The organism is Aeribacillus composti (assembly GCF_007827555.1).
GTDB classification, from domain to species: domain Bacteria; phylum Bacillota; class Bacilli; order Bacillales; family Aeribacillaceae; genus Aeribacillus; species Aeribacillus composti.
On sequence record NZ_VISS01000007.1, the window covers coordinates 51,792 to 64,494 of the forward strand.

Consider the following 12,703-nt stretch of genomic DNA (forward strand, 5'->3'; position numbering starts at 1 on the left):
TTACAACATCCCCTTCGTTGATGGGACCCCTTTGACTCTGGGGTCGATCATAGTCGCTTCATCAAGAGCTCTCCCCAACGCTTTAAATACAGCTTCAATCATATGATGGGTATTCATTCCATAGTGAATGATTACATGCAGGTTCATCCGTGCTTCAAGCGCCAGCTTCCATAAAAATTCATGAACAAGCTCTGTATCAAATGTTCCTACTTTCCCCTTCGGCAATTCTCCACGCATTTCAAAATGCGGTCGGTTGCTTAAATCAATAACAACCTGCGCTAAAGAGTCATCCATTGGGACAAAGGCATGACCGTACCGTTTAATTCCTTTTTTATCGCCTAGTGCTTGTTGAATCGCCTGTCCCAAACAAATGCCAATATCCTCTGTCGTATGGTGATCATCAATGTCAATGTCGCCTTCTGCCTCAATCTTTAAATCAAAATGGCCATGCCTTGTGAACAGATCAAGCATATGAGTTAAAAAAGGAACTCCAGTTTTTAGATCTGCACGGCCTTCACCATCTATTGAAAATGACAGCTGAATATTCGTTTCGTTCGTTTTTCGAGATATTGTGGCGGTTCTATTCATTTCGATCACTTCCTCTTTTTTCTAGTCGAGCTTCAATTGCTCTTGCATGCGCCTCTAATCCTTCATATCTTGCAAACTTTGCAATTTTTGAAGCATGTGCACGGAATGCTTCTTCACTGTATGAAATGATGCTTGACTTTTTCATAAAGTCATCCACGTTAAGCGGGCTGGAAAAACGCGCTGTTCCATTTGTCGGCAAAACGTGATTGGGACCTGCGAAATAATCGCCTACAGGTTCACTACTATATCTCCCTAAAAAGATGGCTCCTGCATGTTTAATTTTTGGCAGAACACCCGTCGGGTTTTCCGTTAATACCTCCAAATGCTCAGGTGCCAGTTGGTTGACTATCCCAACCGCTTCCTCGATTGAATCCGTTATATAAATAGCACCGAACTGTTCGATCGAAGCAGCGGCGATATCTTTTCGCGGCAAATCGGCCAATTGTGCCTCAACTTCCTTTTGAACTTCCTTTGCTAATTTTATAGAAGGCGTAACAAGGATGCTGGTTGCCAGCCTGTCATGCTCTGCTTGCGATAATAAATCGGCCGCAACTTCATGCGGAACAGCCGTTTCATCAGCTAAGACGACAATTTCACTTGGCCCGGCGATCATATCGATATCAACTGTTCCAAATACCTCCCGCTTTGCAAGAGCGACGAATATATTGCCAGGACCGACAATTTTGTCGACCGGTTCGATTGTTTCTGTACCGTAAGCTAGAGCGGCAATTGCTTGGGCACCGCCAGCTTTATATATTTCCGATACGCCAGCTTCATTGGCTGCCACCAGCACTTCCGCCGGCAGGCTCCCATTTTGATCTGGAGGAGAAACGAGCACGATTCTGCCTACACCAGCCACTTTAGCCGGCATGATATTCATTAAAACAGAAGAAGGATAGGCAGCTGTGCCCCCGGGAACATAAACGCCGACAGCATCTACCGGCGTTAATTTCTGACCGAGCATTGTTCCTTTTTCATCGAAATAAAACCATGATTCTTTCTTTTGTTTTTCATGAAAATGAAAGATATTTTCTGCTGCTTCTTGAACAATGTCAATGAATTCTTTATCTACCGCTTCGTACGCTCGACTAATTTCTTCTTTTGATACGTGCAAAGATTGAAGATCTGCCCCATCAAAACGTTTCGTATATTCGTATAGCGCCTGATCGCCTTCCTTTTTGACTCGTTCAATAATTTCCCTCACAATTTTGCGCTGCTCCTCTGTTCCAGCGTCAATCGATCTTTTCAAGGAATGCTTTTGATCCTTAGTGATGTGAATAATTTTCAATCCGAATCCTCCTTTCCTTCTTCCACTGTTTTGGCAAGCCGCTCCACAAGCATGTCGATCGGCTTGTCCTTCATCCGATAGCTGACGGGATTGACAATGAGTCTTGAAGTGATATCAGCAATATGTTCAAATTCTACTAATCCGTTTTCTTTTAACGTTCTTCCCGTCGAAACAATATCGACAATTCTGTCAGCCAGTCCAATCAATGGCGCCAGCTCGATCGATCCATTCAAATGAATGATTTCGACCTGCTCCCCTTGCTCTCGAAAATATTTAGAAGCCACATTTGGATATTTTGTCGCCACCTTTGGAGCGATGTCATTCATTTTCGTATCAGGCAGTCCGGCTACAGCCAGATGACATTTGCTAATTTTCAAATCAAGCACTTCAAAAACATCCCGCTCTTCTTCCATCATGACATCCTTTCCGGCGATCCCAACATCTGCAACACCATGCTCTACATATGTTCCGACATCCATCGGCTTCGCTAAAATAAAGCGAATATTTTCTTCCGGCACGGTCAAAATTAGTTTTCTTGATTCATCAAATTCGTCTGGCAGCTTGTAGCCTGATTTTCTTAATAGTTCGACAGCTTCTGAAAAAATTCGCCCTTTCGGCATCGCAATCGTTAACATGCTCATCACTCTCTCACCTTTCCTGGTTTTCCGAGGAAATAATAAATATCTGTAAATTGACCAGTAAACCTGTCGATTTGATCGATACCGGAAATATCTTGCATGACAACCTGTTTTCCTTCTTTTCGCAGCTTATTGGCATACCGAAAAGCTTCTTGTCGATTCTCTCTGCTGAATATGATGCAATAGCGATCTTTATTCAATTTTAAATCCCCCAGAGCTTCCAGCAAATTATCTAACCGTATGCCAAAGCCTGTCGCCGGGGCAGGACGTTCAAATTTTTCTAAAAGATGGTCATAGCGCCCGCCGTTTCCGATCGGAAGTCCAACACCGTTCGCATATAATTCAAAAATCACGCTTGTGTAATAACTCATGTGGCTGACGATATTCAGTTCCAATTTGATATATTGATCCACTTCATAAGCTCTTAATTGGATAAGGAGCTGTTTTAAATCTTCCAGCGCTTTCTTCCCGCTGTCACAAGCAACAAGGCTTGAAGCTTCATCAGCCTTCTCAATTCCTCCTTTTAAATCAATGACTCTTAAAAGGCGTTCTTTGTCAATGGTAGAGAGAGATAATCTTTTCACATGCTCGCGGTATCCGACAAAGTTCTTTTCATATAAATAGCGGCGCAGCTTCTCCGCCCGTTCTTCCTTCCCTAAAATTTCTCCGAACAAAGCATTGATAAATCCGATATGCCCAATGGAAATTTTAAAATCTTTAAGGCCAGTATTTTTTAAGGCATATATCATTAGAGCGATCGCTTCCGCATCAGCGCTAATCGTTCCATCGCCAATCAGCTCAATGCCAATTTGTTCAAATTCTGCCGGTCTGCCGCCTTCATGCTGCTGTGCACGAAACACATTTGCAGAATAAGCGAGCCTTAACGGCAAGCTTTCTTTCATCAGCTTGGAAGCCGCAATTCGTGCAATGGGAGCTGTCATATCTGGTCTTAAAACGAGCGTATGCCCCTGCCTGTCAAGAAGTTTAAATAATTGCTGCTCTTGTATCGCCGACTGAACTCCTACTGTTTCATAAAATTCCAACGTTGGAGTCTCCAAAAATTGATAACCCCAGCTTTCAATCACATTCATCATTTTTTTACGAACGCTTTCTTTTATGACATATAAGCCCGGCAATGTATCCCGCATTCCCAAGGGCTTTTCAAACATAAACACTCACTGACACCTCCATGGCGCATTCACTTTAATCCGCTAATATGTTACCATACTACCAAAATAAAGATTTATAATCAATAAGTTTTTGATGTAAACTTCTTTCACAAAGCGCCTTTATTTCACTTTCGCTCAATCCTGCTTAATCAAAAAGCGGTAAGCGACAAAAATTGATGACGCTTACCGCTTTCTTTTTTCCATTTCTTCTTTTGTGTAGATGATTTGCATTGGATTTCCTCCTGCAAAAGAGCCTTCCGGAACATCTTTATGAACTACAGTGCCGGCAGAAACGATAGCTCGATTTCCAATTTTCACACCAGGCAAAATAGTCGTGTTTGCTCCGATCATGACTTCATCTCCAATTTCCACTTCGCCGATGCGATATTCATCGATTAAATATTCATGTGCTAAAATCGTCGTGTTGTATCCGATAATAGAATTGCGCCCAACTTTAATTTTTTCCGGGAACAAAATATCCACCATAACCATAAATGCAAACGATGTTTGCTGTCCGATTTTCATGCCAAGAAATGTGCGGTAAAGCCAGTTTTTGATAGGCATAAATGGAGTGTAGCGCGCGATAAGAATCACGATGACATTTTTGACAACTTTCCAAAAAGAAACCGTCTTGTACACCTGCCAAAGGGAGTTTGCTCCTTCCACAGGAAATTTATCCGTTCTTCTCACAATCTTCACTCCATCACAATGTTCAATAAATCACTCATTTTGTCCAGCACAAAATCTGGCTTTAACGATTCTATATACTCTCTCCCTTTTATGCTCCAAGCAACTCCTGCCGTTAATGTTCCTGCATTTTTTCCCGCCTCTATATCATGAAGGTTATCTCCCACCATTAATGCATTAGACGGCTCGGAACCGAGCAATTTAAGAGCGGACAAGACCGGCTCAGGATGAGGCTTCGCATGCTGTACATCATCCAGTGTGATAATTGCGTCAAAAAATGAATCCATTTCCGTTAATTTCAGCCCCATCATAACAGTGTCGCGAATTTTCGTTGTCACAATGCCCAGTTTCAATCCCTTTTCTTTTAAAGCTCGAACCGTTTCGTGCACATGATCATATTCCTTCACAAGCAGATCATGCTGGGCATGATTAAACTCCCGATATCTTCGGACCATTTCCTCCGCTTTTTCAGGGTTAATACGTTGAAATGTGTCAATAAGCGGAGGCCCGATGAAAGGAAGTATATCTTCCCGTTGATATTTGCCCGGATAATAATAGTTCAGCGTATGTAAAAACGATTCAATAATTAATTCATTTGTGTTTATTAACGTGCCGTCCAAGTCAAACAATACGGTGTCAATGTTCATAAACCGTTCCCCTTTTCCCGATATGTGCTTGTTTTTTCCAGACAAAACCGATAATCATCGTTAAAAGAATGGCTGCGAACAGCCGGATGAGTAAAAGCGGCCAAACTGAACCGACGATCGGAACAAAAATCAATGTGTCTTCTATCACAGCATGGCAGGCAACGAGGAATATAAACGCCAACGTTAAATCGCGATGCTCCACTCCATCTTCTTTTACTGCTTGCAGCATCACGCCAGCCCCGTAGGCAAGCCCGAAAATTAATCCTGCCGCAAGCGTTGTCGAAGTGTTCTTCTTCATTCCCAGCATTTCGGTTACCGGCTCCATCTTTTTTGAGAAAGCGTCGACCCAGCCTAAATCTTTCATAAATTGAATAGCAATCATTAGCGGGATGACGATGGCCGCAAGCTGAATGACTCCCATTGCCGCTTTTTCAAGCCCTTCAAGTAAAATCATTCCCCAGTCTGAAGGCACGGCATCTTGTTGAGTTATAAATCCGTATTGAGCTTTTTCTCCACCGCCGTCCCAAAAAAGATTGATGATAAAAGCCGAAAAAAATGCCAGTCCGAGCCGGACGGACAAGATGATCCACAGTTTCACACCGACTTTGCTTGCTACAGTCGTTTCGATTAATAAGTTGTGGGAAAATGACAGCATGACTGCCAAAATAAAAACTTCTTTTACCGTAAAATCAATGGACAAAATGGCTCCAATCGCCGCATACAAGTTAAGAAAATTCCCAATCACAAGGGGGATAGCAGCATCTCCATTTAACCCGATCACCTTCATGACCGGCGTTATAAAATGCACCATCCAATCAATCAAAGGAGTATGTTGTAAAAATGAAACAATCAACGTTACAGGGAAAATGACTTTACCGAGAGTCCACGTTGTTTCCAATCCTGTTTGTAATCCTTTTTTCAATGTTTGTTTCAAAGTTTCACCTTCATTCCAGCAATTTATCAATATTCATCTAAATATCTTTCTACTTTTTTTAGTCTCCGGTAAATTATAAGAGCAATTGCACTAAGAATAAGTAAAATCGAAATGACCTGTGCCATTTTTACCGTTTCCGTCAGCATCAAACTATCAGTTCTCATGACTTCGATAAAAAATCGCCCGATCGAATACCAAATAACATATGATAAAAACAGCTCTCCACGCCGCAAATTAAACCTTCTTAGCAAAATTAAAATGATGAACCCAGCGAGATTCCAAATGGATTCATATAAAAAAGTCGGGTGATAATATTGTCCATTTATATACATTTGATTAATGATAAATTCAGGCAAGTGGAGATTTTCCAAAAATTCTCTTGAAACAGGTCCTCCATGAGCTTCCTGGTTAATAAAATTCCCCCATCTGCCGATCGCCTGCCCTAAAATAATACTCGGTGCAGCTATATCAGCCAGTTGCCAGAAAGATAGTTTTTTTACTTTTGCATACACAATCCCGGTTGCCACAGCACCGATTAACCCGCCGTGAATGGCAAGGCCACCATGCCAAATTTTAGGGATTTCCGAAAGATTTTCAGAATAATATTCCCATTGAAAAATGACATAATAAGTTCTGGCACATATAATCGCAATAGGAATAGCAAATAATGCAAGATCGACAAATATATCTTTATGAAGACCTCTTCTCTCCCCTTCACGCATCGCCAAATATAGGCCGAGCAATGCGCCGATTCCTATAATGATCCCGTACCAATGAACTTGTAATGGGCCTAGCTGAAATGCGATTGGATCAATGGGCTGAATTGCCTCTTTCATTCTCTCATCTCTCCTATTTCATCAATTAAAAATCGTCGTGATCTCCATCTTCGATAACATCCGCCAATTTATTTGTAAATTGTTCCGCCGCATTGAATCCCATTCTTTTTAACCGGAAATTCATTGCCGCAACTTCAATAATAACAGCCAAATTTCTTCCAGGACGGACAGGAATTGTTAATTTTGTCAGTTCCGCATCCAAAATTTTCATTTTCTCTTCATCGAGTCCTAAACGGTCGTATTGTTTGTTCGGATCCCATAATTCCAAATCGATGACAAGGGAAATTCGCTTATGACTGCGGACGGCTCCTGCACCAAACAATGTCATCACATCAATGATTCCAAGACCGCGGATCTCTAAAAGATGGCGGATCAATTCCGGAGCACTGCCGACTAATGTATCCCGATCCTCCTGACGAATTTCAACACAGTCATCTGCAATCAAGCGATGCCCTCTTTTCACCAGTTCAAGAGCAGTTTCACTTTTGCCGACCCCGCTTTTTCCTGTAATTAAAACACCCACCCCGTAAATATCAACAAGCACTCCATGTACAGCTGTCGTTGGAGCAAGCTTGCTTTCCAAAAAATTGGTTAAGCGGCTTGACAAGCGGGTCGTTTTTAATGGTGAGCGCAGCACTGGAACATTTGATTTTTCAGATGCCTCAATTAATTCCGGCGGAGCCTCCATCTCTCTTGACACAATGATTGCCGGTGTTACATCCGTACATAGCTGTTCCATCCGGCTTTTCTTTTCTTCAGGCGTCAATTTTGCAAAAAACGTAAGCTCCGTTCTTCCCAGCAGCTGTATACGCTCTTTCGGATAATATGTAAAATAACCAGCCATTTCAAGACCAGGTCTGGAAAGATCACTTGTAATAATGGGCCGGCTGATTCCCTCTTCTCCGCTGATCAATTCAAGTTGGAATTTTTCGATAATATCTTTTGTACGTACTTTCGACACGAAGTCTTTCCTCCTTAGACTTAAAAAACTTTTTTCATCTTTTTATTGTAGCACTTTTCTTTTTGGCAACAAACATCTTTCATCAAAGACATTCATTGCTTAAAAGCAGAGACAAGGGCATCGGAGCGAAAGATGCAGCTATTCAATCCAAAACTCTTCTTTTTTAGGAGGGAAAAAAAAATGTTTGTTGGAATAAGGTGAATATGCACGGACATAAAATTTGGAGCGACTCGGAAAATAATGGAGCAAGCGTAAAAAGCCTTCTCCTCCTTCAGGAGCCCCCTGATAGTCCGCCAATAATTCATAAACAATCCGATCAGGAGTCCCATCATGATCATCATCAATTTTTGTTTTTAATAACTCACTGTCATCATAATGGCCGCTCAAAACGATTTTTACATTTGGATTCTTTTTGACGATATTGCGAAATATACGATTTCCAACCAGTGTTCGTTTTCCATTTTTATGCAAATATTTATGGACAGCTATAATTGCTGTTCGGTCTGAATGACGTTTTAAGACTTCGTTCATCCAGCTGATGCTGTCTTTGTCAACATGCCAGCCGATATACAAAAAAAGAAAATGTTGATGTCCGAGCGTAATTAAATCGTAATGCCCTCGATTATTCCGATACCCCCCACCATAATAAGGCTTCGTGAAAAAACGATCTTTTCCAAAATATTGATGAAACATTTTATATGATTTTCCTTTTACTAAATCGTGATTGCCCGCAAGCACTCCATAAGGGATAGACACCTGTTCCAGTTTTCGGAACATGCGGTCTGCTTGAACCCACTGCTGTTTCTTTTCCGCACGGTTGACAATATCACCGGTATGAACAACATATTGTATATTCCAATTATCGCGATTTTGCACAATCCAGTCCATTTGATTACGAAAAATATGAGGGTATTTTTCCGAATAGTATTGAGTGTCTGAAAGCCATACGATCGTGTAGACGTTTGAATCATTTGGCGAAGCTGCAAGCTCAAAGCTAGGAAATGCGGGAGATAAAATCATGAAAACAAAAATAATAAGAGGAAAGATTTTTTTCATTTATATCACCTATTCGTATCATTCCCGAAACGATAGGAGATATGAATGAAAAAATCTTTTTCATTAGTCTTTAAAACGGTTCATAAACACCAATTGAATGAGCAGATTCAAAAATGAAATGAAGATGGAGGCGAGGAGGGCAGTTCCAAAGCCATCAATATTAAAGGCATCTCCCATTATTGCCTGGGCAATCATCAACGTAACTGCATTGATGACAAATAAAAATGTTCCGAGAGTAAAAACCGTAATCGGCAATGTCAATAATATGAGAAACGGCTTCACAAAAACATTTAACACTGACAAAATCATACTGGCTACAATAGCCGCTCCAACTCCGCTTAAATAAAACGAATCAAAGAACCCAGCTACAACTATCAAAATCAGTGCATTTAATAAAATGCTTATCAACCATCTAATAAACATCGAAATTCGTCCTTTTCACTTTCTATTTACAAATTATTATAACACTTTCTATGTGAAAGTATGAAACAGATTGACATTTTTTCACTATTTTGGTAACATTCTTTACACAAATGGAAAAGGAGTTGATAGGCTTTATATTTTCTGAATTTTCATATTTCGCTTGCCCTAGACGACTCGTCTTTCTGTCCTGACGTAAACGTTTGTTTATTTTAACAGAAAGGAGGGGCAGCAGTTCAAATGAACTCATTGTATCTTTTATCTGATTACCTGTTAATGAAAGCCTATTATGAAGCCATTCAAATTGAGGCTAGTGAAGAGTTTATCGTTTTATTAGAAGAAGAAATTGTTAGAAGAGGAATTGTCCTTTCCTCTCCTAACATAAATGTACAATAAAATTAAACTCACGGAGAAAATTATACCATTTTTTCGTTATTTTGTAAAACGAATTTTTCTTGAATTGGAATGGATGTTTCATGATCGTTTATATAATTTTTTCTGAAAGGGGTTGTTACATAAGCAGAAAACTGACTTATGGACAGCCCTTCATACGTTATGACACAATGTAAGAAAAGGCCGTTCTCCTTTCTCGAACGATGTCAGGGCATTTTTTCATGCTAAATAAATTTAATTTTTTGCTAGAGAAATATGTTTTCATTTATTCATTAGCACAAATTGTGTGCAATTAGGTGGAAACTGGCATTTGCAATGAACGCAGCGAATTTTTCATTTGTCCACCAAGCAATTATCACGAAACGCGCACTGCTGTATCATATTAGTCCACACTTTGTTCGCAGCACAATTCATGACTTTATATAGGAAAAATTTGACCAAATCGTATCTTCATCTATAAAAGAAACTGAAGGACAACCGAAATTTTAAATCGTGCGGCAACTAGTCCGAAAAGCCATGAAGCGATCAAGGGATAAATTCAAAACAATTAATTATCTCGACCTAATTTTTTTGTAAAAAGGCCCCACAACGTGCAATATTTACACATGTGGGGCTTCGTTTTTTCAATTGGTTCAATGTCATTTAGTGTTGTTTAATATTTCCGTAAATTAGGAAAATTTTATCCAATTATGCAGTTGTTTTTAAATCCATCCGTTTTTCATAACGGCTCATTTTCTTTTCGAGTTTAGCAAATATGACTTCACATACCCAACAAATAATCCAGTAGATGATCGATGCAACTAAATACATTTCTAAAAATTTATATCCATTATTTGCTATAATTCTTGTAATGGCTAAAATTTCTACTACTTTTACAGCAAAAGCTAAAGATGTTGCTTTGATCAGTCCAATAAACGTATTGGCTAAATTCGGAAAAGCCACAACAAATGCTTGAGGCAGGACGATTCGATATAATCCTTGTGCAGTTGTCATGCCGACTGAGTACGCAGCTTCCATTTGTCCAGCGTTTACTGCATTGATCGATGCGCGAAATATTTCTGCCTCATAAGCAGCTGTATTGATTGTATAAGCAATTAATGCATAAATCAGCGTCGGAACTTCATCCGCATTTAAATTCAATCCGAAATGACGATTAAGAAAATCAAACAATACCGGGACACCGTAGAAAAAGACGTATAATTGGACAACTAACGGTGTTCCCCGAATAAAAGAAATATAAACGATGGACAATTGATTTAGTACAGGAACTTTATATATTCTGCAAAGAGCAATAAGCAGCCCGAATACAAGGCCAAGCACCATCGCAACAATGGCAATCGTCAATGTCACTGGCACACCTTTTAACACTTCAGGCACTTGCTCTAAAGCAAATTTAACATCAATAGTTGTTGCCACGAGTTATCACGATCCTTAGCAAAAAATTACTTAGATAAACTAACTCGACCTTTTTTAAACACTTTTTCGGCATAGCCGATAATACCTTCAATGAGGATACAAGTACCCCAATATACAAGAGAGATCACGACATAAATCTCAAACATTCCCATACCATGATTATTTCCTAAAATAATTCGAACTTGCCCCATAATATCAATAATACCGATCGAAAAGGCAAGTGATGTATCTTTTAACAATTCAATAATATTATTTCCTAAATTAGGCAATGAAATGACAAAAGCTTGAGGCAAAATAATTCTCCTTAGAGCTTGTGTATACGTCATGCCAACGCTGTATGCTGCTTCTAATTGCTCCGTGCCGACAGCTAAGTAAGCTGAACGGATAACTTCTGATAAATAGGCTGCTGTATGAAATGAGAATGTAATAATAACAAAAACAAGTCTGTTCCAACTATTAATATCAATATTAAAAACTAGCAATAATTGAGGCAGTCCGAAATAGACAAGAAACAGCTGAACTAATAATGGAGTACAACGTGTGAATGACAAGTAAAATGTTGCAATTCCATAAAGGATAGGCGGTTTTTGGATTCGAATAATCGCGATAATAACACCTAAAATTAAAGCGAAAAATAAAGATGTGACCAGCATGAACAATGTTAGAGGGAGCTTATCTAACACTTTCAAAAATAAATCTACCCAATCTTGTAAACTCGTGTTAATTTTGCTCACCACCTTCATTAAGAAATATATACGAATTTAAATATACCGTATTGAATGATTAATTAATCATTCAATACGGTTTTTGATTATTTCTCGTATTGGAATCCTTCTTTTTTAATATAGTCAAGGTCTTTGAAAAAGTCTACACCAAACCATTTCTCAGCTAGTTTCGGAAGCGTACCGTCTTCAATCAATTCAGCAGTTGCTTTGTCAATTTTCTCAGCTAGTTCTTTATGTTTTTTGTTATAAACAATATAAACCGGCTCTTTCGAAACGATACCACCTATTTTCAAATCCAACTTTAGCTCTTTTTGAAGAGCATCAAATGTAGTTTTGTTCAAAAAAACAGCATCTGCTTTTCCTTCAGCAACACGTTTTAAGTTATCTGCTGCTGATGGATTTTCCATACTTTCAATCTCGATCGGATTATCTGGGTTCTTTTCATTGTACCCGTTTAAAATAGCACGAAGTCCACCGCTTGGCGCCATTGGAGCGAGTTTTTTATCAACCATATCATCTAACGATTTAATATCATTTCGATCTGATTTCGTCACTAATACAGTTAAAGAGTATCCATACTCATGTTCTGGATAAAGGAATTTCTGTTCTCTTTCCGGATTTTTGAAAAACCAGTTAATCGCAAAATCGAATTTTCCTGTGTCAACCCCGATTAAATTCGATTCTTCTTCTCCAAACGTATACTCAAACTTGTATTCTGGCAATTTCTTTTCAATTTCCGCTAAATAATCCATATCATAACCGATAGGTTTATTTTGATCATCCGTATATAAAAATGGTGGATTTACTTCATCACTTAATGCCACTTTAATCACTTTTTTGCCGTCATCAGTTTCTTTACTTTCACTGTTCGAACAACCAGCGATGACGAAAATAGATAAAATGAATAAAAAGAATTTTGTCCAAATACGTTTACGATTCATGCAG

General features: G+C 39.2%; 15 protein-coding genes. 1 reads left to right on the forward strand and 14 read right to left on the reverse strand.

Annotation, left to right across the window (positions count from 1 at the left end; genetic code table 11):
* From hisB to FB379_RS05430, 11 genes are all read right to left on the reverse strand, one after another.
* Entirely contained in the window at positions 1-588 is a 588-nt protein-coding gene (gene hisB, locus FB379_RS05380; protein WP_063389171.1) for an imidazoleglycerol-phosphate dehydratase HisB, read from the reverse strand.
* Complete coding sequence (gene hisD, locus FB379_RS05385) at positions 581-1,876, reverse strand: histidinol dehydrogenase (RefSeq protein WP_144597323.1); 1,296 nt, start codon at positions 1,874-1,876, stop codon at positions 581-583. Before hisD ends, hisB begins: the two co-directional genes overlap by 8 nt.
* A complete protein-coding gene (gene hisG / locus FB379_RS05390) occupies positions 1,873-2,511 on the reverse strand; it encodes an ATP phosphoribosyltransferase (RefSeq protein ID WP_063389289.1) in 639 nt (212 codons plus the stop codon). The genes hisD and hisG overlap by 4 nt, the downstream gene beginning before the upstream one ends.
* Positions 2,512-2,516: 5 nt before the next feature.
* Positions 2,517-3,689: an ATP phosphoribosyltransferase regulatory subunit gene (locus tag FB379_RS05395; protein ID WP_199757327.1), complete on the reverse strand. Its 1,173-nt coding sequence runs from the start codon at positions 3,687-3,689 to the stop codon at positions 2,517-2,519.
* Between the two features lie 177 nt (positions 3,690-3,866).
* Complete coding sequence (locus FB379_RS05400; RefSeq protein WP_063389173.1) at positions 3,867-4,373, reverse strand: acyltransferase; 507 nt, start codon at positions 4,371-4,373, stop codon at positions 3,867-3,869.
* A gap of 5 nt (positions 4,374-4,378) precedes the next feature.
* Positions 4,379-5,017, reverse strand: a complete 639-nt coding sequence (gene ppaX / locus FB379_RS05405) for a pyrophosphatase PpaX (protein WP_063389174.1) — start codon at positions 5,015-5,017, stop codon at positions 4,379-4,381.
* Positions 5,007-5,951, reverse strand: coding sequence for a nucleoside recognition domain-containing protein (locus FB379_RS05410; RefSeq protein WP_144597325.1), 945 nt, complete (start codon positions 5,949-5,951; stop codon positions 5,007-5,009). Before FB379_RS05410 ends, ppaX begins: the two co-directional genes overlap by 11 nt.
* Before the next feature lie 26 nt (positions 5,952-5,977).
* Positions 5,978-6,787 (reverse strand): prolipoprotein diacylglyceryl transferase, encoded by an 810-nt coding sequence (gene lgt / locus FB379_RS05415; RefSeq protein ID WP_066249053.1) that lies wholly within the window; start codon positions 6,785-6,787, stop codon positions 5,978-5,980.
* Between the two features lie 25 nt (positions 6,788-6,812).
* Positions 6,813-7,748, reverse strand: coding sequence for an HPr(Ser) kinase/phosphatase (gene hprK / locus FB379_RS05420; protein WP_066249051.1), 936 nt, complete (start codon positions 7,746-7,748; stop codon positions 6,813-6,815).
* A 138-nt stretch (positions 7,749-7,886) separates the two neighbouring features.
* Entirely contained in the window at positions 7,887-8,804 is a 918-nt protein-coding gene (locus FB379_RS05425) for a metallophosphoesterase (RefSeq protein WP_066249048.1), read from the reverse strand.
* 63 nt (positions 8,805-8,867) lie between these two features.
* Complete coding sequence (locus tag FB379_RS05430) at positions 8,868-9,227, reverse strand: phage holin family protein (RefSeq protein WP_144597327.1); 360 nt, start codon at positions 9,225-9,227, stop codon at positions 8,868-8,870.
* A 237-nt stretch (positions 9,228-9,464) separates the two neighbouring features.
* Here FB379_RS05430 and sda point away from each other — a divergent pair, with 237 nt between their 5' ends.
* Positions 9,465-9,620 carry a sporulation histidine kinase inhibitor Sda gene (sda, locus tag FB379_RS05435; RefSeq protein ID WP_094245206.1) on the forward strand — a complete coding sequence of 52 codons (156 nt, stop codon included), beginning with the start codon at positions 9,465-9,467 and terminating at the stop codon, positions 9,618-9,620.
* A gap of 684 nt (positions 9,621-10,304) precedes the next feature.
* Here sda and FB379_RS05440 read toward each other — a convergent pair.
* The 3 genes from FB379_RS05440 to FB379_RS05450 form a co-directional block, all read right to left on the reverse strand.
* Positions 10,305-11,033: an amino acid ABC transporter permease gene (locus FB379_RS05440; protein WP_144597329.1), complete on the reverse strand. Its 729-nt coding sequence runs from the start codon at positions 11,031-11,033 to the stop codon at positions 10,305-10,307.
* Positions 11,034-11,059: 26 nt separating this feature from the next.
* Positions 11,060-11,776: an amino acid ABC transporter permease gene (locus tag FB379_RS05445; RefSeq protein ID WP_144597331.1), complete on the reverse strand. Its 717-nt coding sequence runs from the start codon at positions 11,774-11,776 to the stop codon at positions 11,060-11,062.
* Positions 11,777-11,844: 68 nt separating this feature from the next.
* Positions 11,845-12,699: an amino acid ABC transporter substrate-binding protein gene (locus FB379_RS05450; protein ID WP_063389181.1), complete on the reverse strand. Its 855-nt coding sequence runs from the start codon at positions 12,697-12,699 to the stop codon at positions 11,845-11,847.
* Positions 12,700-12,703 lie beyond the last annotated feature (4 nt).